This is a genomic window from Streptomyces sp. NRRL S-920 (genome assembly GCF_000717945.1).
Taxonomy (GTDB): Bacteria; Actinomycetota; Actinomycetes; order Streptomycetales; family Streptomycetaceae; genus Streptomyces; species Streptomyces alboniger.
Map to the genome: position 1 here is coordinate 1 of NZ_JODF01000078.1, position 21,307 is coordinate 21,307.

Annotated in this window: 20 protein-coding genes, 3 pseudogenes and 1 riboswitch; of the genes and pseudogenes, 16 read left to right on the plus strand and 7 right to left on the minus strand. The window is 69.8% G+C overall.

The features are described 5' to 3' along the window. Positions 1-497 (minus strand): annotated as a pseudogene (locus IG54_RS43915) (hypothetical protein); the annotation flags it as partial. On the opposite strand from IG54_RS43915, the pseudogene IG54_RS40870 reads away from it, so the two are divergent. Both IG54_RS40870 and IG54_RS0133255 read left to right on the plus strand, forming a co-directional pair. Next, a pseudogene (locus IG54_RS40870) lies at positions 433-1,293 on the plus strand (RDD family protein); the annotation flags it as partial. The pseudogenes IG54_RS43915 and IG54_RS40870 sit on opposite strands and share 65 nt — an antisense overlap. Positions 1,294-1,397: 104 nt before the next feature. Then, positions 1,398-2,084, plus strand: coding sequence for an RDD family protein (locus IG54_RS0133255; RefSeq protein ID WP_030793431.1), 687 nt, complete (start codon positions 1,398-1,400; stop codon positions 2,082-2,084). A gap of 64 nt (positions 2,085-2,148) precedes the next feature. Here IG54_RS0133255 and IG54_RS0133260 read toward each other — a convergent pair whose 3' ends face one another. Further along, entirely contained in the window at positions 2,149-2,412 is a 264-nt protein-coding gene (locus IG54_RS0133260) for a hypothetical protein (RefSeq protein WP_030793433.1), read from the minus strand. A gap of 540 nt (positions 2,413-2,952) precedes the next feature. Between IG54_RS0133260 and IG54_RS0133265 the strand changes: the two genes are divergently transcribed. Both IG54_RS0133265 and IG54_RS0133270 read left to right on the plus strand, forming a co-directional pair. Beyond that, positions 2,953-5,373, plus strand: coding sequence for an immune inhibitor A domain-containing protein (locus tag IG54_RS0133265; RefSeq protein WP_030793436.1), 2,421 nt, complete (start codon positions 2,953-2,955; stop codon positions 5,371-5,373). A 148-nt stretch (positions 5,374-5,521) separates the two neighbouring features. Beyond that, positions 5,522-5,851 (plus strand): hypothetical protein, encoded by a 330-nt coding sequence (locus IG54_RS0133270; RefSeq protein ID WP_030793438.1) that lies wholly within the window; start codon positions 5,522-5,524, stop codon positions 5,849-5,851. A gap of 91 nt (positions 5,852-5,942) precedes the next feature. Here IG54_RS0133270 and IG54_RS0133275 read toward each other — a convergent pair whose 3' ends face one another. After that, positions 5,943-6,527: an isochorismatase family protein gene (locus IG54_RS0133275; RefSeq protein ID WP_030793441.1), complete on the minus strand. Its 585-nt coding sequence runs from the start codon at positions 6,525-6,527 to the stop codon at positions 5,943-5,945. Positions 6,528-6,606: 79 nt separating this feature from the next. After that, a complete protein-coding gene (locus tag IG54_RS0133280; protein WP_030793445.1) occupies positions 6,607-7,935 on the minus strand; it encodes a nicotinate phosphoribosyltransferase in 1,329 nt (442 codons plus the stop codon). 92 nt (positions 7,936-8,027) lie between these two features. Between IG54_RS0133280 and clpS the strand changes: the two genes are divergently transcribed. The 10 genes from clpS (at position 8,028) to IG54_RS0133330 (ending at position 15,944) form a co-directional block, all read left to right on the plus strand. Beyond that, on the plus strand, positions 8,028-8,342 hold the full coding sequence (clpS, locus tag IG54_RS0133285) for an ATP-dependent Clp protease adapter ClpS (protein WP_030793452.1): 315 nt from the start codon (positions 8,028-8,030) through the stop codon (positions 8,340-8,342). Between the two features lie 11 nt (positions 8,343-8,353). Further along, on the plus strand, positions 8,354-8,950 hold the full coding sequence (locus IG54_RS0133290; protein WP_030793454.1) for a DUF2017 domain-containing protein: 597 nt from the start codon (positions 8,354-8,356) through the stop codon (positions 8,948-8,950). Between the two features lie 362 nt (positions 8,951-9,312). After that, complete coding sequence (locus IG54_RS0133295; protein ID WP_051820294.1) at positions 9,313-10,809, plus strand: amino acid permease; 1,497 nt, start codon at positions 9,313-9,315, stop codon at positions 10,807-10,809. Between the two features lie 89 nt (positions 10,810-10,898). Next, positions 10,899-11,321: a Mov34/MPN/PAD-1 family protein gene (locus IG54_RS40875; protein WP_030793458.1), complete on the plus strand. Its 423-nt coding sequence runs from the start codon at positions 10,899-10,901 to the stop codon at positions 11,319-11,321. Beyond that, a riboswitch (cobalamin riboswitch) is annotated at positions 11,285-11,453 on the plus strand. Its footprint overlaps the gene before it by 37 nt. Positions 11,454-11,497: 44 nt before the next feature. After that, positions 11,498-12,460 carry an ABC transporter substrate-binding protein gene (locus tag IG54_RS0133305; RefSeq protein WP_030793460.1) on the plus strand — a complete coding sequence of 321 codons (963 nt, stop codon included), beginning with the start codon at positions 11,498-11,500 and terminating at the stop codon, positions 12,458-12,460. A gap of 185 nt (positions 12,461-12,645) precedes the next feature. After that, a complete protein-coding gene (locus IG54_RS0133310; protein WP_078594807.1) occupies positions 12,646-13,623 on the plus strand; it encodes a FecCD family ABC transporter permease in 978 nt (325 codons plus the stop codon). Beyond that, the gene (locus tag IG54_RS0133315; protein ID WP_051820286.1) at positions 13,620-14,429 is read left to right on the plus strand and encodes an ABC transporter ATP-binding protein; all 810 of its coding nucleotides are present in this window, start codon (positions 13,620-13,622) and stop codon (positions 14,427-14,429) included. Before IG54_RS0133310 ends, IG54_RS0133315 begins: the two co-directional genes overlap by 4 nt. A 44-nt stretch (positions 14,430-14,473) precedes the next feature. Then, the gene (locus IG54_RS43670; protein ID WP_324615449.1) at positions 14,474-14,575 is read left to right on the plus strand and encodes a putative leader peptide; all 102 of its coding nucleotides are present in this window, start codon (positions 14,474-14,476) and stop codon (positions 14,573-14,575) included. Positions 14,576-14,699: 124 nt separating this feature from the next. Next, on the plus strand, positions 14,700-14,978 hold the full coding sequence (locus IG54_RS0133325) for a MoaD/ThiS family protein (protein WP_030793467.1): 279 nt from the start codon (positions 14,700-14,702) through the stop codon (positions 14,976-14,978). A 12-nt stretch (positions 14,979-14,990) separates the two neighbouring features. Beyond that, positions 14,991-15,944, plus strand: coding sequence for a PLP-dependent cysteine synthase family protein (locus IG54_RS0133330; protein ID WP_030793470.1), 954 nt, complete (start codon positions 14,991-14,993; stop codon positions 15,942-15,944). 533 nt (positions 15,945-16,477) lie between these two features. On the opposite strand, the gene IG54_RS0133335 is transcribed toward IG54_RS0133330, so the two are convergent. After that, positions 16,478-16,921, minus strand: a complete 444-nt coding sequence (locus IG54_RS0133335; RefSeq protein WP_030793476.1) for a type II toxin-antitoxin system PemK/MazF family toxin — start codon at positions 16,919-16,921, stop codon at positions 16,478-16,480. Between the two features lie 201 nt (positions 16,922-17,122). Here IG54_RS0133335 and IG54_RS0133340 point away from each other — a divergent pair, with 201 nt between their 5' ends. Further along, positions 17,123-17,875: an MBL fold metallo-hydrolase gene (locus IG54_RS0133340; RefSeq protein WP_030793479.1), complete on the plus strand. Its 753-nt coding sequence runs from the start codon at positions 17,123-17,125 to the stop codon at positions 17,873-17,875. A gap of 69 nt (positions 17,876-17,944) precedes the next feature. On the opposite strand, the gene IG54_RS0133345 is transcribed toward IG54_RS0133340, so the two are convergent. After that, entirely contained in the window at positions 17,945-19,219 is a 1,275-nt protein-coding gene (locus IG54_RS0133345; RefSeq protein WP_030793482.1) for a PTS transporter subunit EIIC, read from the minus strand. A 256-nt stretch (positions 19,220-19,475) separates the two neighbouring features. Further along, entirely contained in the window at positions 19,476-20,789 is a 1,314-nt protein-coding gene (locus tag IG54_RS0133350; RefSeq protein WP_030793485.1) for a PTS transporter subunit EIIC, read from the minus strand. 236 nt (positions 20,790-21,025) lie between these two features. Here IG54_RS0133350 and IG54_RS0133355 point away from each other — a divergent pair. Continuing rightward, a pseudogene (locus IG54_RS0133355) lies at positions 21,026-21,262 on the plus strand (glucose PTS transporter subunit EIIB); the annotation flags it as partial. Positions 21,263-21,307: the final 45 nt, after the last annotated feature.

Sequence of the window (21,307 nt, forward strand, 5' to 3'; positions counted from 1 at the left end):
GCTGCGGGGTCCGGGTCCGCCGGGGTTGCGGGGTCCGGGTCCGCCGGGGCCGGGGTGACCGGGGCCGGGGCGGGCAGTTCTGCCGGGAGGGGGTCCGCCGGGGCCGGTACGACCGGTGCCTGGGCGGGCAGTTCTGCCGGGATGGGGGCCGCAGGTGCCGGCGCGACGGGTGCCGGGACGCACGGGTCCGCCGGGGCCGGTACGACCGGTGCCGGGACGCACGGGTCCGCCGGGGCCGGGGCGACCGGAGCCGGTACGACCGGCGCCGGGACGGGCAGGTCTGCCGGGACGCACAGGTCCGCCGGGATGGGGTCCGCCGGTGCCGGCGCGACCGGGGCCGGAACGACCGGTGCCGGGACGCACAGGTCCGCCGGGGCCCCCTCGGCGCGGGCCGGTGCCTCCGCCTCCGCCACCACGCCCTCCTCCTCTTCACCCGCGCCCACGCACACGCCCACGCCCTCGCCCCGCAGCGACGGCACCATGGCGATCCGTGCCATCCGGCCCGCGCCGGGGCAGCGGGGCGGGCAGACCTCCGCCGCGCAGACCTCCGTACCGCCGCAGGCGTCCGCCCCCGCACAGGCCCCTGTGCCCCAGCAGGCCCAGCAACCTCAGCAGCAGCAACCCCAGCCCCAGCCGAGCGCCGCGCCCCTCACCTCCGGGTCCGGCGGTGGCTCGCCCTCCTGGGCTCAGCAGGTGCATCAGCTCGCGGGGGCCTCCCCGGGCGCGCAGCAGCAGGGCGAGGGGCAGCCCGTCGTGCCGTGGAAGCCGGTGACCGAGGACCCGTTCCTCGCGGCCGCGCGAGCCCAGGCCTCGGCGAGGCCCGCGGGGCTCGGCAGGCGCTTCGCCGCACGGCTCATCGACACGACCGTCCTCGCCGTCGTCACCGGGGCCGCCGCCCTGCCGCTCGGCGCCGAGGCCGCCGACCACATCGACAGCAAGATCGACGCGGCGAAGCTCTCGGGCGAGAAGACCACGGTCTGGCTGCTCGACGGCACCACCGCGGGCTACCTCGGCATCGTCCTCGCCGTCCTGCTCCTCTTCGGCGTCGTCTACGAGGCGCTGCCCACCGCGAAGTGGGGCCGCACCCTGGGCAAGAGGGTGTGCGGAATCGAGGTACGGGACATCGAGGAGCACGAGACGCCCACGTTCGGCGCGGCCCTGCGCCGCTGGCTCGCCTACAGCGTGCCGGGGCTTCTGGTGGTCGGCGTCGTCGGCGTGCTGTGGTGCCTCTTCGACAAACCGTGGCGGCAGTGCTGGCACGACAAGGCGGCGGGCACGTTCGTAGCGGGATGACCGTAATTACGTACGCCGTGGAGTAGGGCCTGCACAAGGCGGCGGGTAACCCGGTCAGCCGCTCGCCGGATGCGGAGCCGGGGCCGTCGCGGTCGACTCGGGCCATGAGCACCGAACCGCCGCAATACCCGCCCCCGGACGACGACCCGTTCAAGAAGCAGCCCCCGCAGGGCGGCGGGTCCCCCTACGACACCCCGCCACCGGGCGGCGGCTCTCCCTACGGCGTCCCGCCCCCGCCCGAGAGCGGCGACCCCTACGGCGGCGGAGCCGGCGGACCCTACGGAGGCGGCGGCGACCCCTACGGCGGCGGTCCGGGCGGCTACGGCGGGCAGGATCCCCTCGCCGGCATGCCCCCGCTCGCCGACAGCGGCAAGCGCGTCCTCGCCCGCATCGTCGACATGATCCTCATCGGCATCGTCGTCTGGCTGCTGTCGTGGCTGTTCAACACGTCCGAATACGACGTGGACCCGGACAAGGTGAACACGGGCAAGTCCTTCGGCCAGTCCCTGCTGGCCGCCGTGCTCTACATCGCGTACGACACCCTCATGATCTCCAGAACCGGCCAGACGCTCGGCAAGAAGTGGCTGGGCATGCGCGTCGCGAACCTCAACGACGGTGCCACGCCGAGCATGCAGACCGCGCTCGCCCGCGCGGCCGTCCTCTGGCTGCCGTTCGCCTTCTGCTGCGCCTGCATCTGGACGGCCATCTGCGGCGGCTGGAGCTTCTTCGACAAGCCCTACAAGCAGGGCCTGCACGACAAGGCCGCCAAGACGGTGGTGGTCAGCGTCTAGGTCGACTCCCGGCAGGTCCGGGTGAGGGCTGGTGCGGCGGCACCAATACCGGCGGGTCCGTGGTTCACGGGCCCGCCGGTTCGCGTACGGGCTCGGCGAGCGCGGCGCGCTGGGCGGGGACGCGCTCCGGGGTGAGGGGCGCGGCGGGCGCGGCCGGTTCGGGCGTCGGGACCGTCATCGCCACGAGTAAGCCGAGGCCGAGCGCGGCCACGGCTATCACCGCGACACCGGCGCCCGAGGCGGTCTGGGAGAGCAGCAGCATGGCGAGGGTGGAGAAGACGACGGTCACCGAACCGTAGGCGATCTGTGCGGTGGTCGGACGTGGCATGGGTCGCGGCATGGCGTGATCCGTCCTCGGCAGTGAGCCCCCCGCGCTCTTGGCCTCGGGGGCGGATGCGGATGTATGGGCAGCTGTATACGAATCGGCGGTATCACCGATATTGGCGGTATCGGCACTATCGGCTGTATACGAATCAAAGGGTGCCTGACGGCGGCGACTTGGGATGTGTCGCCTCGCGCGGTGGCGCACCGTCGATTGACTCTATGACGCTGCATGCCCGACAGGAACGGGCGGTAAGCGTGACCTAACCCACGGTGCCGCAGCACAGGGGGCGCACGGGTTCATGGCGTCCACCAAGTGGACGGTGCGGAGCGCCTGTTGGACTTCTCTCTGTGGTTGTGCCCCGCGTTCGGATAGCGGAACCACGGGTCGCATAGTGCACTTGGCCTGTTCAAGTCAAGGACTGTCTTTTCTCCCGTACTTCCGGTCGAATGTCGTCACTTGTGACGCGTACATCGCGCGCGGACCTCCTCCGACCGGGATCTCGGTCCGCCATTCGCGCGGGCGCGTGGGGAGGACATTCATCAAGTGACAGCCAGAACACGCACGTTCAGAGCCACGGCCGTGGCTGTGGCGGTGGCCGCTGCCGCCGCCACCTACTCGGCGGCGACGGCCACGGCCGCTCCCGGGGACGGTGCCCCGGCCGGGGCACCGGTCGTCGACCGGCAGGACCCGTCGCGGCCCAAGGCGCACAGCGACCACGACCTCGACGGTCCGTTCAGCAAGCAGCAGGCGCAGCAGCGCAAGGCGGCCCTCCAGCAGGTCGTCGCGGGCGACGCCAAGGTGCAGAAGCGGGGCGCCTCGAAGGTCGTCAAGCTCGACGACAAGAAGTACGTCGAGCTGGGCCGTGAGAAGACCGACAAGATCTTCACGATCCTGGTGGAGTTCGGGAACAAGGTCGACGACACGACCATGTACGACCCGGACGGCCCCGAGGGCCCGCAGCAGCCCGTCAAGAAGTACGGCGGCAAGCCCGGCCCGCTGCACAACAAGATAGTCAAGCCGGACCGTGCCAAGGACAACAGCACGGCCTGGCAGAAGGACTACAACCGCAAGCACTTCGAGGACCTGTACTTCGGCGAGGGCAAGGACAGCAAGGGCAAGACCAAGCACTCGCTGAAGACCTACTACGAGAAGACCTCCTCCGGCCGCTACTCGGTCGACGGCGGGGTCTCCGACTGGGTCAAGGTCGACTACAACGAGGCCCGTTACGGCTCGAACTACTGCGGCGACACCAACTGCGCCAACGTCTGGGACGCGGTCAAGGACGGCGTGACCGCCTGGGTCAAGGCCCAGAAGGCCCAGGGCCGCACCGACGCGCAGATCAAGGCGGACCTGGCCAAGTACGACCTCTGGGACCGCTACGACTTCGACAACGACGGCGACTTCAACGAGTCCGACGGCTACATCGACCACTTCCAGATCGTCCACGCGGGCGAGGACGAGTCGGCCGGCGGCGGCGCCGAGGGCGAGAACGCCCTGTGGGCGCACCGCTGGTACGCGTACGGCAACGACGCGGGCCGCACAGGACCCGGTGACAACAAGGCCGGCGGCACCCAGATCGGCGACTCGGGCATCTGGGTCGGCGACTACACGATGCAGCCGGAGAACGGCGGACTCGGCGTCTTCGCCCACGAGTACGGCCACGACCTCGGTCTGCCGGACCTGTACGACACCACGGGCAAGGGCGAGAACTCGGTCGGCTTCTGGTCGCTGATGTCCGCCGGTTCGTGGCTCGGCACCGGCAAGGAGTCGATCGGTGACCTGCCGGGCGACATGACCGCCTGGGACAAGTTCCAGCTGGGCTGGCTCGACTACGCCAAGGCGAAGGCGGCCACGACCTCCGAGCACAAGCTGGGCGTCGCGGAGTACAACACCCGCCACCGCCAGGCGCTCGTCGTCGACCTGCCGAAGAAGGCCGTCACCACCAAGATCGTGAAGCCCGCCGAGGGCGCCAAGCAGTGGTGGAGCGACCAGGGCGACGACCTGAAGAACACCCTGACGCGCTCCGTCGACCTCACCGGCAAGACCAAGGCCGAGCTGTCCCTCCAGGGCTGGTGGGACATCGAGGCCAACTACGACTACCTCTACACCGAGGTCTCCACGGACGGCGGCGCCACCTACACGCCGGTCGACGGCACCGCGGACGGCAGGCCGATCACCCGCGACGCCGGTGACAAGCCCGCGCTGACCGGGGTCTCGGGCGCGTACAAGAAGCTGGTCTTCCCGCTCGACGCCTACGCGGGCAAGAAGATCGACATCCGCTTCCGCTACGCCACGGACGGCGGCGCGGGCGGCAAGGGCTTCGCGGCCGACGCGCTCGCGATCACCGCGGACGGCGCCAAGGTCTTCGAGGACGGCGCCGAGGGTGGCGACAACGGCTGGAAGACGAAGGGCTTCTCCCGCATCGGGGAGTCCTTCACCAAGAAGTACGACCAGTACTACCTGGCCGAGAACCGCCAGTACGTGTCGTACGACAAGACCCTCAAGGTCGGCCCGTACAACTTCGGCTTCTCGCGGACCCGCCCCGACTGGGTCGAGCACTACCCGTACCAGACCGGCCTGATGGTCTGGCAGTGGGACACCTCCCAGAAGGACAACAACACCAGCCAGCACCCCGGTGAGGGTCTGATCCTTCCGGTCGACGCGCACGCCAAGCCGCTGAAGTGGAAGGACGGCACGGTCATGCGCAACAAGATCCAGCCGTTCGACGCCCCGTTCAGCAAGTACGCGACGGACGCGTTCACGCTGCACAACGCGGACGTCGCGACGAAGCTGAAGTCCCAGAAGGGCGTCTCGGTCTTCGACGACCGCAAGGGCACCTACTGGTACGCGTCCAACCCCACCGGAAGCGTCAAGGTCACTGACACCAACACCAAGATCCAGATCCTGAAGCAGCCGAAGGACGGCTCTTCGATCACGGTTCAGGTGGGCCCCTCCAAGAAGTAACCCAGCGTTTCCGCAGGTCAAGCCATGATCGGCCGTCGCCCTCTAGCGGGCGGCGGCCGATCGTGTTTAGGTGCGTGCTGTGTACTTCTTATTGACGCGGGGTCCGGCCAGGGGCCCCGCGCGATGTCTCACGGGGGTGTGACGACGTATGTCCGCAGGAGGTTTCTGCAAGCTGCCGAACGGCAGCGTGGTGGTGGCGCTGACCCTGCCGAGCCCGTCGCCGGGCGGCGGCGCGGTCAGGGTGATAGCGCACGCCGTGAACCGCGCGAGGGCGCTGACGCGGGTGCGGAACCTCGGCCTGCGGGCGGTGTATCTGCGGGGCAACGCGGAGCCGCCCACGCCGGACGAGGTCACGGCGGTCCTGCACCATCCGGACGGGTTGATATGGCGGGCGGCGCCCAATGCCATGCAGGAGCTGTGGCATCCGGTCAGGACGCTGAAGAGGCAGAGCACCAGGACCAGCCCCTCCGGCGTCTGAGGAGCGAGCCCAGGAGTCAGCCCCTCCGGCGTCTGAGGAGGGGCGGAGCCCCGTGGCGGTCGGGGAGTACCGGGTCCGGGCCGCGTGTCGTTCAGACGACCGGCTTACCGGTCAGCTCGACGCCGGCGGACCGCAGCTCCGCCAGGGCCCGCTCCGTGGTCTCGGCGGAGACCCCCGCGGTCAGCGCCAGCAGCACCGTGGTTTTGAACCCCTCCCGGGCCGCGTCCATGGCGGTGGCGCGGACACAGTGGTCGGTGGCGATCCCGACCACGTCCACCTCCGTGATCTCCCGCTCCCGCAGCCACTGAGCCAGGGAGAGGCCGTTCTCGTCGACGCCCTCGAAGCCGCTGTAGGCCGCCGAGTGCGCCCCCTTGTCGAAGACCGCGTCGATGGCTCCGGAGGCGACGGCCGGGGCGAAGTTCGGGTGGAAGCCGACGCCCTCCGTGCCCGCCACGCAGTGCGGCGGCCAGGAGTCGGCGTAGTCCGGGCGGTCGGAGAAGTGGGCGCCGGGATCGATGTGGTGGTCGCGGGTGGCCACCACGTGGCGGTAGCAGGCGGGAGTCTGGCCGATCAGTTCGGTGATGGCGGCGGCCACGTCGGCTCCGCCGGCGACCGCGAGGCTGCCGCCCTCGCAGAAGTCGTTCTGGACGTCTACGACGATCAGTGCGCGGCGCATGGGCGGTGTCCTTTGGTGGGGTGACTACGAGCCTAGAGACTTCGCGTGCGTTACGGGAGGGGGTGTCTTCCCGGATCCGTCAGAGGTATTCCGTCGGGATGACCGCCTCGCCCCGCGACAGCTGCGTCGCCGAGAGGGGCAGGCGGGCGCGCGCCGCGGCGTGCCGGTCGCGGACCGCGTCCAGCGGCTCGCGGGCGACCACCTGGCCGCCCTTGACCAGCTCGACCAGGAGCTGGCGGTCGGCCAGCTCCGGCGGCACGGCCCCGGTGCCGACGACCTCGGCCTCGGCGACGCCGTACGCGTCGGTCCGCCGCGCGGCCCACTTCCGTCCGCCCAGGGAACTCTTGGCGCCCAGCGACTTCTTCGCCACGGGCTCCAAAGGCGCCTTGAGGTCCGCCGAGTGGGCGCGGGCCACCAGCTTGTAGACCATGGAGCAGGTGGGGTGCCCGGACCCGGTGACGAGCTGGGTGCCGACGCCGTACGCGTCCACGGGCGCCGCCCGGAGCGAGGCGATGGCGTACTCGTCGAGGTCGGACGTCACGACGATCCTGGTGTCCGTCGCGCCGAGTTCGTCCAGCTGCTGGCGCACCCGGTGGGCGACGAGCAGCAGGTCACCGGAGTCGATCCGCACCGCGCCCAGCTCGGGCCCGGCGACCTCGACGGCCATGCGGACGGCCTCGGCCACGTCGTAGGTGTCCACGAGCAGGGTCGTGCCGCGGCCGAGCGAGTCGACCTGGGCGCGGAACGCGTCGCGCTCGTTGTCGTGCAGCAAGGTGAAGGCGTGGGCGCTCGTGCCGACGGTCGGGATGCCGTAGCGGAAGCCCGCGGCCAGGTCCGAGGTGGTCGCGAAGCCGCCGACGTACGCGGCGCGGGAGGCGGCGACGGCGGCCAGTTCGTGGGTGCGGCGGGCGCCCATCTCGATCAGCGGGCGGTCCCCGGCGGCCGAGGACATCCGGGAGGCGGCGGCCGCGATGGCCGAGTCGTGGTTGAGGATGGAGAGGATCACGGTCTCCAGGAGCACGCACTCGGCGAAGGAGCCCTCGACCCGCAGGATCGGCGAGCCCGGGAAGTAGACCTCGCCCTCGGGGTAGCCCCAGATGTCACCGCTGAAGCGGTAGCCGGACAGCCACTCCAGGGTGGCCTCGTCGACGATGTTCCGCTCACGCAGGAAGCCGAGGACCCCGGCGTCGAAGCGGAAGTTCTCCACGGCGTCCAGGACCCGCCCCGTGCCCGCCACGACGCCGTAGCGGCGCCCCTCGGGCAGTCTGCGGGTGAACACCTCGAAGACGGACCTGCGTGCGCCGGTGCCGGCCTTCAGCGCGGCCTGGAGCATCGTCAACTCGTACTGATCAGTGAAGAGCGCCGTCGACGGAACATCCACCGGCAGGCCAAGGTCCGCTGTGTTCATACGAAGGATGCTACCGCACATCTCGTCACTCTGACGATTTCCTGGGCCCCGTTTGTGCCCCGTTTGTGCGAGTGCCCCCCTGGGGTGGCAGCATGGGGCAAGTGAGTACGGCTCCCGCAGAGATCACCCGCCCCGAATCGGACGAAGAGACGCTCGTCGTCCCTGAGCCGGACGTTCCGTGGATCACGCTCGTGCACAACGACCCGGTCAACCTCATGAGCTACGTGACGTACGTGTTCCAGACGTACTTCGGGTACTCCAAGGAGAAGGCCACCAAGCTGATGATGGACGTGCACCAGAAGGGCCGTGCGGTCGTCTCCAGCGGTACCCGCGAGGAGATGGAGCGCGACGTACAGGCCATGCACGGGTACGGGCTGTGGGCCACCCTTCAGCAGGACCGGAAGTAGCGACGCATCTGATGCCAGGACAATTCGAACAGATCCCCGGGGGTGGCGCCGCCGTCGCCCTCGACGAGGTCGAGATCTCGATCATCCGTTCCCTCGCCGTGCAGCTCCTGGAACTCATCGGCCCGGGCCCCGGCGGCGAGCCCTCCGACGACCCCCTGGCCGAACTCTTCGCCGAGGGCCCCAGCGAGCCGCCCGCCGACCCGGTGATGCAGCGCCTGCTCCCGGACGCCTACGGCGGCCCCGGCAGCGAGCGGGGTGACGAGGACGAGCTGCGGGCGTATTCGGCGGAGTTCCGCCGTTTCACGGAGAACGACCTGCGGGCCAAGAAGCGGGACGACGCGCTGGCCGTGATCCGCTCACTGGACTCGATGGCGTCCTCGGGTGAGGGCGGAGCTGTCCTGAAACTGTCGGTCGAGGAGTCCCGGCAGTGGCTCGGGGCGCTCAATGACCTGCGGCTCGCGATCGGCACGCGCCTTGAGGTCACCGACGAGGACGACGCCGATCTGCTCTACCGGCTCCCCGACTCCGACCCCCGCAAGCCGATGGTGATGGCCTACCTCTGGTTGGGCGGATTGCAGGAGACGCTGGTCGGGACGTTGCTCGACTGAAAACCGGTGCATATGACACCGAGATTTGCCGCCCCGGACGCCCGCCGTTCACGTGGCGGCCCGTTCGCTCAACGGACGCTCAAATCCGGATAACGATCCTGTCACTTCATTGCCCGCATTTACCGCGTCAAGAGAAGTTTGTCCGCTTCTCCCTGTGGTGTGCGCCACAAGTGGCTGATTCTCGCACTGTTGCGGTCGTGATAAATCTTCACGACCGCTCGGTCGACGCCACCCATGTCGCCGAGGGCGCTCGATCCGGCAGACCGCCGGAAGCACTCCATTCACATCCGGGGGGATCAGGACCTGGTCCGCAGCCATCACGCGAAACGCGGGCGCGGATCAGCATGGAGAAAGGCGTCACCATGACCTCAGTGCAGGTCGAAGAGCAGCACGACGGGCACGACGGCGATGGTGCCGTGCAGGCCGCAGGCGGCCCGTCCGGCGAGGGCTACCAGCGCGGTCTGGGGGCCCGGCAGATCCAGATGATCGCGATCGGCGGTGCCATCGGCACCGGCCTGTTCCTCGGCGCGGGCAAGGCCATTCACAAGGCCGGCCCCAGCCTCATCCTGGCGTACGCCATCGCGGGCCTCGTCATCTTCTTCATCATGCGGGCACTGGGCGAGCTGCTCATGTACCGCGCCGTGTCGGGCTCCTTCTCGGAGTACGCACGCGAATTCATGGGCCCGTTCTTCGGATTCGTGACCGGCTGGACGTACTGGCTCTTCTGGGTCGTCACCGGCATCACCGAAGTCACCGCGGCCGCCCAGTACATGCAGTACTGGACACACGACTCATTCCCACAATGGGCCTACGCGCTCGTCTTCACGGTCATCCTGTACGGCGCGAACCTCATCTCCGTGAAGCTCTTCGGTGAGCTGGAGTTCTGGTTCTCGATGGTCAAGGTCACCGCCATCATCGGCATGATCCTGATCTGCGTCGGCATCCTCACCATCGGCTTCTCCGACGCCGGTGACACCGCGACCGTGGCCCACCTGTGGAACCAGGGCGGCTTCTTCCCGAACGGCATCGGCTCCACGCTGATGACGCTCCAGATCGTGATGTTCGCCTTCCTCGCCGTCGAGCTGGTCGGCGTCACCGCGGGCGAGTCCAAGGACCCGAAGACCGTCCTGCCCAAGGCCATCAACACCGTGCCGTGGCGCATCGCCGTCTTCTACGTCGGCGCGCTGATCATGATCCTGTCGGTCGTGCCGTGGACGCACTTCCAGCCCGGGGTGTCGCCGTTCGTCGCGGCCTTCGAGAAGATGGGCCTCGGTGTCGGCGCCGCGATCGTGAACTTCGTGGTCCTCACCGCCGCGCTCTCCTCCTGCAACTCCGGCATGTACTCCACCGGCCGCATGCTGCGCGACCTGGCCCTCAACGGCCAGGGCCCGAAGCTCTTCACCAAGCTCACGAAGAACGGCCTGCCGCTGCTCGGCACCACGTTCTCCGCCGCGTTCATGCTGGTCGGCGTCTGGATCAACTACCAGTGGCCGGGCGAGGCGTTCAACTACGTCGTCTCCTTCGCGACCATCTCCGGCATGTGGGCCTGGATCATGATCCTGGCCTGCCAGATCCGCTACCGCCGCAAGGCCGACCGCGGTGAGCTGCCGCAGTCCACCTTCCGGGCGCCGGGCGCCCCGTACACCAGCTGGTTCGCCCTGCTCTTCATCGGCATGGTCATCGTGATGATGGGCGTCGACAAGGACGCGCGTATCTCGCTGTACGCCGCCCCGGTCTGGGCCGCGATCCTCGGGGTCACCTACCTGGTCCTCAAGAGCCGCAACCCGCAGGCCGCCGCGTTCAACAAGCGCAAGGTCGGCGTCGTCGCCTCCGAGGACGCGCCGGTCGACAAGGACTGACCCCGGCTCCCTGGAGCCCCTGTCCAGCATGTGGGCCCGCCCGTACCGCACTCCGGTACGGCGCGGGCCCTCTGCTTATCCTGACTGCCATGCTGACCATCACCCAGGCCCTCCACGACCAGATCGTCGCGCACGCCCGCCAGGACCACCCCGACGAGGCGTGCGGCGTGGTCGCGGGCCCGGCGGGCACCGGCCGCCCCGAGCGGTTCATCCCGATGCTGAACGCCGCGCGCTCGCCCACGTTCTACGAGTTCGACTCGGGCGACCTGCTCAAGCTCTACCGCGAGATGGACGACCGCGACGAGGAGCCGGTGGTCATCTACCACTCGCACACCGCGACCGAGGCCTACCCCTCCCGCACCGACATCTCGTACGCCAACGAACCCGGCGCCCACTACGTCCTGGTCTCCACCGCGGACACCGACGACGCGGGCCCCTTCCAGTTCCGCTCGTACCGGATCGTCGAGGGTGAGGTCACCGAGGAAGAGGTGCGGGTCGTACAGGCATACTGACCCCGACCACTTCTGGGCGGCAGGAGACAGGAAGCCGGTGCGAACCCGGCACGGTCCCGCCACTGTGACCCCACACCCCCCTCACCGGGGGCGCGGGGGAGTCAGGAACTGACCTGCCGCCTTCTCTCCACGCAACGCAGGGGACGCGGAAATCCCCTGGAGGAGGCAGTACAGCCATGTCCCGCGCCCTACGCGTACTCACCGCCGCGGCCCTGCTGGCCCCGCTCGCCGCATGCGGCTCGTCCGAGTCCGCCGACTCCAAGAAGCCCGCAGCCAAGGCCGCCGGATTCCCGTACACCGTCACCAACTGCGGTGTGCGCACGACGTACGAGGCGCCCCCCGAGCGGGCCGTCACCATGAACCAGCACGTCACCGAGGTGATGCTGGAACTCGGCCTCAAGGACCGCCTCGTCGGGACCGCCTACCTCGACGACAAGGTGCTGCCGAAGTACGAGAAGGCGTACGACTCCGTCCCCGTCCTCGCCAAGGAGTACCCCTCCTACGAGAAGCTGCTCGCCGCCAACCCCGACTTCGTCTACGGCGGTTACGCCAGCGCCTTCCTCGCGGGCGACGGCCGCGGCCGCCCCGCGCTCGCCAAGTCCGGCATCAAGAGCCGCCTCAACATCGAGGGCTGCGCGAAGCGTGCGGTCTCCATGGACGACGTGTACCGCGAGGTGCGCGAGGTCGGCTCGACCTTCGGGGTGCGCGAGCGCGCGGACAAGTGGGTGAGCGGCGCCAAGCGGGTACTGGCCGCCACCGAGAAGAAGGCGAAGGGCGGGAAGCCTGCCTCCGTCTTCGTCTACGACAGCGGCGACAAGACCGCGTTCACGCTGGGCGGCCGGGGCATCGGCAACGACATCGTCGAGCGGGCGGGCGGCCGCAACGTCTTCGCCGACGTGGACAAGTCCTTCGGCGACGCGTCCTGGGAGAAGGTCGTCGAACGCAAGCCGGAGGTCATCGTGATCCTCGACTACGGCGCCACGACCGTCGCCCAGAAGAAGCGCCGCCTCCTCGAAGACCCGGTCCTCGCGGACGTCCCCGCGATCAAGAACAAGCGGTTCGCGGTGCTTCCCCTGTCGGACGCGGTGACAGGAGTACGAGCCCCGGAGGCGGTGAAGAAGCTGGCGGCACAGCTGTGACGGAGCGCTTGGGAAGCAAGTCCGCACGGGTGGATATCAAGTCCGTCCGGCGCCTGATCCAGCCCGGGGGAGGCAAAATCCAGCCCGTCCGGCGTTTGAGGACGAGCCCGAAGGGCGATCGACCGAGCTTCAGGGGGCGGCGCCTCCTGACATTGGCGGGACTGACCGCAGCCCTCGCGGCAGCGATGCTCGCCGGCCTGGCCCTGGGCTCGGTCAGGATCCCCCCGAGCCAGGTCGTGGAGATCCTCACAGGCCGCGCGGAACCCTCCCCCTTCCGCACGATCGTCCTGGAGGTAAGACTCCCCAGGGTCCTGCTGGGCGCCACCGTAGGAGCCGGACTGGCAGTCATCGGCACCGTCCTCCAGGCGCTCGTCCGCAACCCCCTCGCCGACCCGTTCCTCCTGGGCGTCTCCTCGGGCGCCTCCGTAGGCGCGGTCTCGGCGATCGTCCTCGGCGGCGTCTTCGGCGTCGGCACCGCGCTGAGCACCGCCGTCACGATCCCCGCGGCCTCCTTCGTGGGCGCGCTGATCTCCCTGGTCCTCGTCTACGCCCTGGCCAGAAGCGGCGGCGGGGGCTTCGCCACCGGGCGGCTGATCCTCGCGGGCGTGGCCGTCTCGTACATCCTGACCGCGCTGACCAGCCTCATCCTCGTCACCGCCGACAGCGCCGACCACCTCAAGGAAGTCCTCTACTGGACGCTCGGCGGCCTCGGCAGCGCCCGGTGGGACATGCTCGCCCTGCCCTGCGTGGTCCTCGCCGTCGGTACGGCCGTCATGATCGCGCTGGCCCGCCCGCTCGACCTGCTGCTCGTCGGCGAGGAGGGCGCCACCGTCCTCGGCCTGGACACGGCCCGCTTCCGCGCCGCCGTGTTCGTCCTCTCCTCGCTGCTGACCGGCGTCCTCGTCGCGTACAGCGGCGCCATCGGCTTCGTCGGCCTGATGGTGCCGCACGCCGCCCGGATGCTGGTCGGCGCCGCGCACCGCCCGCTGCTCCCGGTCGTGGCGCTGATGGGCGCGGTGTTCCTGGTCGTCGCCGACCTCGCCGCGCGCACGGTCGCCGCCCCGCAGGACATCCCGGTCGGCGTGCTCACCGCGCTGACCGGAGGACCGTTCTTCCTGTGGCTGCTGCGCAGGGGCCAGACCCACGAAGGGATGTCCACGTGAGGCTGCGAGTCGAGAACCTCGGCTACCGGACCCCGGGCGGCCTGCGCCTCCTCGACGGCGTCTCACTGGCCGTCGCCGAGGGCGAGACGGTCGGCATCGTCGGCCCCAACGGCAGCGGCAAGACGACGCTGCTGCGCTGTGTGTACGGGGCGCTCACCCCGGACGAGGGCCGCGTCCTGCTGGACGGCGCCGACCTGGCGGGGGTCGGTGCCAAGGCCCGCTCGCGGCACATCGCCACCGTCCCGCAGGACGGCCAGGCGGGCTTCGACCTCACCGTGCGGCAGGTCGTCGCGATGGGCCGCTCCCCGCACAAGCGCTTCTGGGAGGGGGACACCGAGCGGGACGACGGTCTGGTGCGGGCCGCCCTCGGGCGCGTCGGCGCGAGCGCCCTGGCCGACCGCTCCTTCGCGGCGCTCTCCGGTGGCGAACGCCAACGTGCCCTGGTGGCGCGGGCGTTGGTGCAGCAGTCGACGGTCCTGGTCCTCGACGAGCCGACCAACCACCTCGACATCCGCTACCAGCTGGAGATCCTCGCCCTGGTCGGCGGTCTCGGCACGGCCAATCTCCTCGCCCTGCACGACCTGAATCTCGCGGCGTACTACTGCGACCGCCTGTACGTCCTGCAAGGCGGCCGCCAGGTCGCGTCAGGCACCCCCGAGGAGGTCCTGACCAGCGAACTGCTCGCCGAGGTGTACGGCGTGTCGGCGGACGTCGCGGTGCACCCGGCGACGGGGGCGCCGACGGTCACCTTCCTCCCCGCGGCGGGTGCGCATCCAGGTGATGGACGGAAAGTATCCACCATGTGAGATCACATTCCAGAACCCGGACCGGGAATCGATACGATGAGCGCATGGTTTCCCACGACGTGAGCGACAAGATGCCGGGCATGCTGCTCGTGGCGCGTCTGCACGTCGACCTGTGCAGGCTCAGCAGCGCCATCTGTCAGCGCTGACCCCTGCCGCCGTACGGCCGAGAAAAGGGCCGCGGCGCCCCACCGCGTACGAACGCGCACACGGCGCACGACCGGGCCGCCGCGCGCCCACTCACCTGAACTCTTCCGACAGGAGCCCGCAGCCATGGCCATCGAGGTCCGCATCCCGACCATCCTCCGCACCTACACCGACGGCGAGAAGGCCGTCCAGGGCAGCGGGGACACCCTCGCCGAGCTGTTCACCGACCTGGACTCGCGGCACGCGGGCATCGCCGAGCGCATCGTCGACGACGGCAAGCTGCGCCGCTTCGTGAACGTGTACCTCAACGACGAGGACGTCCGCTTCCTCGACGGCATCTCCACGAAGCTCTCCGACGGCGACAGCGTCACGATCCTGCCGGCCGTCGCCGGCGGCATGGTCTAGGCCCGATCCCGGATGCCTCGCTACGACTCCCCGCTCGCCGCGGTCGGCAACACGCCGCTCGTGCGCCTGCCGCGCCTGTCCCCCTCGGCCGACGTCCGCATCTGGGCCAAGCTGGAGGACCGCAACCCGACCGGTTCCATCAAGGACCGGCCCGCGCTGCACATGGTCGAACAGGCCGAGAAGGACGGCCGGTTGACGCCCGGCTGCACGATCCTGGAGCCGACCTCCGGCAACACCGGCATCTCACTCGCCATGGCGGCCGGGCTCAAGGGCTACCGCATCGTGTGCGTCATGCCGGAGAACACCTCGCAGGAGCGGCGCGACCTGCTCGCCATGTGGGGCGCCGAGATCATCTCCTCCCCGGCGGCCGGGGGCTCCAACACCGCGGTCCGCGTCGCCAAGGAACTGGCGGCCGAGCACCCGGACTGGGTGATGCTCTACCAGTACGGCAACCCCGACAACGCGGGCGCCCACTACGCCACGACGGGCCCCGAGGTCCTCGCCGACCTGCCCTCGATCACCCACTTCGTGGCGGGCCTCGGCACGACGGGCACGCTCATGGGCGTCGGCCGCTATCTGCGCGAACAGAAGCCGGACATCAAGATCGTCGCCGCCGAGCCGCGCTACGACGACCTCGTCTACGGCTTGCGCAACCTCGACGAGGGCTTCGTCCCCGAGCTGTACGACGCCTCCGTCCTGACCACCCGCTTCTCCGTCGGCTCGGCCGACGCGGTGACGCGCACCCGGGAACTCCTCCAGCAGGAGGGGATCTTCGCGGGCGTCTCCACGGGCGCCGCGCTGCACGCGGCGATCGGCGTCGGCAAGAAGGCGGTGGCGGCGGGCGAGAGCGCCGACATCGTCTTCGTCGTCGCCGACGGCGGCTGGAAGTACCTCTCGACGGGCGTCTACACCGCCCAGACGACGGAGGCAGCCATCGAAACCCTCCAGGGCCAACTGTGGGCCTAACCGGCCGGGGCACGGACCTCATCACCGGCTCCGCCGAGTTCGTCCTCAAACGCCGGACGGGCTGAGGGCATCTTGCCGGGTGGGTTGGGGGCATCCGGCTGGGTGGGGTGGGGACGTCCCGCTGGGCGGGGTGAAAAGGACCCGCCGGGCGGGCCGGGAACATCCGGCCGGACCGGCCGGAAGCCCCCCTGCCCGGGCCCGTTCACCCGCCCGGGCAGTGGCATGTCGGGGCTCAGCCCGCCAGGTACCGCACCTGGTCCCACACCACCGGGTCCACCGACCCTGCCCTGCACCGAAACTCTGGCCGGGGTGGGCTGGAAACGTCCTGCCGGGCGGGTTGGGAGCATCCGTCCGGATGGGCCGGGAACATCCCGCCGGGGTGGACTGCAAACGTCCTGCCGGGCGGGCTGAGAACATCCGGCCAGGTGGGCCAGGAGCATCCGGCCCAGGTGGGCTGTAAGCATCCCGCCGGACCGGCCGGAAGCCCCCCTGCCCGGGCCCGTTCACCCGCCCGGGCAGTGGCATCTCGGGGCTCAGCCCGCCAGGTACCGCACCTGGTCCCACACCACCGGATCCACCGACCCGGCCCTGCGTCGGAACTCCCACAGCGGTACGTCCCTCAGCTCGTCCGTCTCCAGGAAGCTGGGGCGGCCCTCCGCGTCGCCGACCGAACCCGGTGGCAGCGGGATCACGCCCGCTCGTTCGTCGTGGTACCTGCTGGTGATCTTCGCGACCCGGGCGTTCTCCCCGCGCACGGACAGGATCAGACACGGCCGGTCCTTTCCGCCGGGGCCGTCCTCGAAGGGCACCCGCGCCCACCAGATCTCCGCGGGCCGCGGCGCGGGAAGCCGTCGGCGCGGGCCGCGCGGCGGGCGGGTGGTCCGCCAGCGGGGGCCGCGGCCCCATCCGTCCACCAGCGCCACGACCAGCGCGAGCACCACGACGGCGGCGAGCGCCAGCCACCAGGACGTGTCCATAGCCACGACGGTACCGGCGCACTCCCCATACCGCCCGCCACTCCACCACCCGCCCCACGCGCCACCCGAACCGGTGACACCGCAGGTGAGTTCCCCCACAACGGCCCGCGACGGAGGAGCGACCGCGCCTTTCGCGCCTTACGCTCGACGGACCGCACACCCACCCCCCAGCTCCCTCGCCAGCGCGGAGGTCCCAGCTTCATGAAGCTCACCGTCGTCGGCTGCTCGGGGTCGTTTCCGTCCGCGGAGTCGGCCTGCTCGAGCTACCTCGTCGAGGCCGACGGCTTCCGGTTGCTGCTCGACATGGGCAATGGCGCCCTCGGCGAGCTCCAGCGCCACATCGGTCTCTACGACCTCGACGCGATCTTCCTCAGCCATCTGCACGCCGATCACTGCATCGACATGTGCGCGTACTTCGTCGCGCGCTACTACCGGCACGAGGGAGGCCGCTGCGCCCCCATCCCGGTCTACGGCCCCGAGGGCACCGAGCAGCGGCTGACGACCGCGTACGCGGACACACCGTCGGCCTCCTCGATGAGCGAGGTCTTCGACTTCCACACGGTCAAGCCGGCCTCGTTCGACATCGGCCCGTTCTCGGTGCGCACGGAGAAGATGTGTCACCCCGTCGAGGCGTACGCCATCCGCGTCGGGCACGCCGGGAAGACCCTCACGTACTCCGGTGACACCGGCCCCTGCGCGCCCCTGGACGAACTGGCCGCCGGCACCGACCTCTTCCTGTGCGAGGCGGCCTTCACCCACGGCAAGGAGAACATCCCCGACCTCCACCTGAACGGCCGCGAGGCGGGGGAGTCCGCGCGACGCGCGGGCGCGGGAAGGCTGCTGCTCACCCACATCCCGCCGTGGACCGACCCCCAGGTGAACCTCGCGGACGCCCGCGCGGTGTACGGGGGGCCGGTGGAACTCGCGGCGCCCGGCGCGTCGTACGAGGTCTGACTCCGGGCACGGCGAAGGCCCCGGAACCGAACCGGTTCCGGGGCCTTCGCCGTTCAGCTGGGCCGCAGGCTACTTCGCCTCGGCCTTCTGGAGTTCGGCCAGCTCCTCGTCGGACTCGCGGCCCGGCGTCGGCAGGTTGAACTTGGTGATCGCGAAGCGGAAGACCACGTAGTAGACCGCGGCGAAGCACAGGCCGACCAGGGCCAGGCCCCACGGGTTCTTCGCGATGCCGAGGTTGAGGAAGAAGTCGACCGCGCCCGCCGAGAAGCCGAAGCCATCCTTCATGCCGAGCGCCCAGGTCAGCGCCATGGAGACACCGGTGAGCACCGCGTGGATCGCGTACAGGACCGGCGCGATGAACATGAAGGTGAACTCGATCGGCTCGGTCACACCGGTCACGAACGCGGTGGCCGCGAGGGAGAACATCATGCCGCCGACGACCTTGCGGCGCTCGGGACGGGCGCAGTGCACGATCGCGAGGCAGGCCGCGGGCAGGGCGAACATCATGATCGGGAAGAAGCCGGTCATGAACTGGCCCGCGCTCGGGTCGCCGTGCAGGAAGCGGGCGATGTCGCCGTGGTAGTCCGTGCCGCCGTCGTTGTACGTGCCGGCCTGGAACCACGGGAAGGAGTTCAGCAGGTGGTGCATGCCGATCGGGATCAGCGCGCGGTTGGCGACGCCGAAGACACCGGCGCCGACGGCGCCCGAACCGACCAGCCACTCACTGAAGTTGTGCAGACCGGTGCCGAGGACCGGCCAGATCAGGCCGAAGACGATGCCCGCGACCAGGCCCGCGAAGGCCGACAGGATCGGGACGAGGCGGCGGCCGCCGAAGAAGCCCGCCCAGTCGGGCAGCTTGGTCCGGTAGAACTTCTGGTACAGCAGGGCGACGATGATGCCCATGACGACGCCGCCGAGCACACCCGCGTTGACCGGCGCCTCGTTCATGACGATCTTGCCGTCGGCGACGGAGGCGACCTTCGGCAGGTTCTTGTCCGTGAAGGTGGCGAGCACCTTCTGGAAGACCAGGTAGCCGGTCACGGCGGCGAGGGCCGTCGAGCCGTCCGACTTCTTGGCGAAGCCGATCGCGATGCCGACGCAGAACAGCAGCGCCATGTTGTCGAGCAGCGCGCCACCGCCCGCCGCCATGTAGCTCGCGAGCTTGTTGATGAAGGTCGGGAAGGACTCCCGGCCCAGCATGTCGTCCTGGCCGAAACGGACCAGGAGGGCTGCGGCGGGCAGCACGGCGACCGGCAGCATCAGGCTGCGGCCGATGCGCTGCATGACAGCCATCGCGCCGGAGCCCTTCTTCTTGGCCGCGGGGGCGGCACTGGCCGTGGACACAACTTCCTCCAGTGGGCAAGGCGCCGCCTGGGGACAGTTAAGTGGGGGACGGCGGCGTCTCCGGGGGACGCGACGAGAAGGCCGCGTGGTCTACACCATTGAGTGGTGTAGACCTGTTGTAGCACGGTGAAGGTGACGTAAGGAACCCGCGATTCCTGTGGGCTCGGCCATATCCGCATATGACCGGCCAAAGGCCCCCGGACCCGAGGTCCGAGGGCCTTGCGAGGAAGCCGGGGAGCCGCTCGGCGGCGCCGCGTCAGGCTTTGGTCTGCTCCCGGTCCAGGGCCTCCGCCTCTTCCTGTGGTTCACGCCCCGGAGTCGCCAGATCGAACTTGGTGATGACGAAGCGGAATACGAAGTAGTACACGACCCCGAAGCCGAGCCCGATCAGAATGATCAGCCACGGCTTCGTCGCCAGACTCCAGTTGATCACGTAGTCGATCAGCCCCGCGGAGAAGCTGAAGCCGTCCTTCACGCCCAGCGCCCACGTCACCGCCATCGAGACGCCGGTCAGCACCGCGTGCAGCGCGTACAGCAGCGGCGCGATGAAGAGGAACGAGTACTCGATCGGCTCGGTGATGCCCGTGACGAACGACGTCAGACCGACCGACAGCATCATGCCGCCGACCACCTTGCGCCGCTCCGGGCGCGCGCAGTGCGTGATCGCGAGCGCCGCCGCGGGCAGCGCGAACATCATGATCGGGAAGAAGCCCGAGGTGAACTGGCCCGCCGTCGGGTCGCCCGCGAGGAACCGGTTGATGTCGCCGTGCACCATCGTGCCGTCCGGCTTCGTGTAGTCGCCGAACTGGAACCATACGAACGTATTCAGGAACTGGTGGAGCCCGACCGTGAGCAGCGCGCGGTTGGCGACGCCGAAGATGCCCGAGCCCAGCCAGCCCAGATCCACCAGCCACTTGGAGAAGCTGGTCAGCGCGTCACCCACCGGCGGCCAGATCCAGACGCACAGCCCCGCGAAGAGCAGCCCGACGAAGGCCATGATGATCGGCACCAGTCGGCGGCCGTTGAAGAAGCCCAGCCAGTCGACCAGCTTCACACGGTGGTAGCGCTGCCAGAACCACGCGGCGAGCAGACCCATCACGATGCCGCCGAACACCCCCGGGTTCTGGTACGCGGCCTGCGCCACCGTGCCGTCCTCCGCGACGCAGACGCCGCTCCACATCCCGGCCGTGCCGAACGTCGTATCGGCGGGGCAGTCCTCGGGGAAGGCGCGCAGCACCGCGTAGTAGACGAGGAAGCCCGCGACCGCGGCGAGCGCCGTCGAGCCGTCCGCCTTCTTCGCCATGCCGATCGCGACACCGACGCAGAACAGCAGCGGCAGACCGAGCGAGGAGTCGAGCAGGGAGCCGCCCGCCGCGGCGAAGACCTTGGCCACGTTCGTCCAGCCGAGCCCGTCGGCGCCGAAGACGTCCGGCTGGCCGAGGCGGTTGAGGATGCCGGCGGCCGGCAGCACCGCGATGGGCAGCTGGAGGCTGCGGCCCATCTTCTGCAAGCCCTGGAACAGGCCGTTCCACCACTTCTTCCGCGGCACCGCTGCGGCGTCGGAACTCATCGGCGTCCTCCCGGGACAGGCCTGGTTTGGCGGTCGCCCTAGACTGGTGTAGACCAGTTGGGAACGGGTGGGGGCGCCGCCTCCGGCAGGGGGCGACACCTTGATCGTCATCATGGGGCGCATGCGCCGTGACCGCCCGCGAAGATGGTCCAACCGTGCGTTAACGTGACAGAGCGGACCGTCACACAGCGGACCTACGGCCTGCTGAGGCCGCGTCCTTTGGAACCAGGGAGAAACACATGGCCAGCAAGGCTGAGAAGATCGTCGCCGGGCTCGGCGGCATCGACAACATCGAAGAGGTCGAGGGCTGCATCACCCGCCTGCGCACCGAGGTCATCAACCCCGACCTCGTCGACGACGCCGCGCTGAAGGCCGCCGGCGCCCACGGCGTCGTCAAGATGGGCACCGCGATCCAGGTCGTCATCGGCACCGACGCCGACCCGATCGCGGCGGACATCGAAGACATGATGTGAGTTCCTGAACCCGCACAGGTGAGGGGCCCTTCCCCGGCCGGGGCA

What these genes read in the sequence shown, in the direction of transcription:
- IG54_RS0133255 (WP_030793431.1), top strand. Translation starts at nt 1,398, where the DNA reads ATGAGCACCGAACCGCCGCAATACCCGCCCCCGGACGACGACCCGTTC.
- IG54_RS0133260 (WP_030793433.1), bottom strand. Translation starts at nt 2,412, where the DNA reads ATGCCACGTCCGACCACCGCACAGATCGCCTACGGTTCGGTGACCGTC.
- IG54_RS0133270 (WP_030793438.1), top strand. Translation starts at nt 5,522, where the DNA reads ATGTCCGCAGGAGGTTTCTGCAAGCTGCCGAACGGCAGCGTGGTGGTG.
- IG54_RS0133275 (WP_030793441.1), bottom strand. Translation starts at nt 6,527, where the DNA reads ATGCGCCGCGCACTGATCGTCGTAGACGTCCAGAACGACTTCTGCGAG.
- IG54_RS0133280 (WP_030793445.1), bottom strand. Translation starts at nt 7,935, where the DNA reads ATGAACACAGCGGACCTTGGCCTGCCGGTGGATGTTCCGTCGACGGCG.
- clpS (WP_030793452.1), top strand. Translation starts at nt 8,028, where the DNA reads ATGGGGCAAGTGAGTACGGCTCCCGCAGAGATCACCCGCCCCGAATCG.
- IG54_RS0133290 (WP_030793454.1), top strand. Translation starts at nt 8,354, where the DNA reads ATGCCAGGACAATTCGAACAGATCCCCGGGGGTGGCGCCGCCGTCGCC.
- IG54_RS0133295 (WP_051820294.1), top strand. Translation starts at nt 9,313, where the DNA reads ATGACCTCAGTGCAGGTCGAAGAGCAGCACGACGGGCACGACGGCGAT.
- IG54_RS40875 (WP_030793458.1), top strand. Translation starts at nt 10,899, where the DNA reads ATGCTGACCATCACCCAGGCCCTCCACGACCAGATCGTCGCGCACGCC.
- IG54_RS0133305 (WP_030793460.1), top strand. Translation starts at nt 11,498, where the DNA reads ATGTCCCGCGCCCTACGCGTACTCACCGCCGCGGCCCTGCTGGCCCCG.
- IG54_RS0133310 (WP_078594807.1), top strand. Translation starts at nt 12,646, where the DNA reads ATGCTCGCCGGCCTGGCCCTGGGCTCGGTCAGGATCCCCCCGAGCCAG.
- IG54_RS43670 (WP_324615449.1), top strand. Translation starts at nt 14,474, where the DNA reads ATGGTTTCCCACGACGTGAGCGACAAGATGCCGGGCATGCTGCTCGTG.
- IG54_RS0133325 (WP_030793467.1), top strand. Translation starts at nt 14,700, where the DNA reads ATGGCCATCGAGGTCCGCATCCCGACCATCCTCCGCACCTACACCGAC.
- IG54_RS0133330 (WP_030793470.1), top strand. Translation starts at nt 14,991, where the DNA reads ATGCCTCGCTACGACTCCCCGCTCGCCGCGGTCGGCAACACGCCGCTC.
- IG54_RS0133335 (WP_030793476.1), bottom strand. Translation starts at nt 16,921, where the DNA reads ATGGACACGTCCTGGTGGCTGGCGCTCGCCGCCGTCGTGGTGCTCGCG.
- IG54_RS0133340 (WP_030793479.1), top strand. Translation starts at nt 17,123, where the DNA reads ATGAAGCTCACCGTCGTCGGCTGCTCGGGGTCGTTTCCGTCCGCGGAG.
- IG54_RS0133350 (WP_030793485.1), bottom strand. Translation starts at nt 20,789, where the DNA reads ATGAGTTCCGACGCCGCAGCGGTGCCGCGGAAGAAGTGGTGGAACGGC.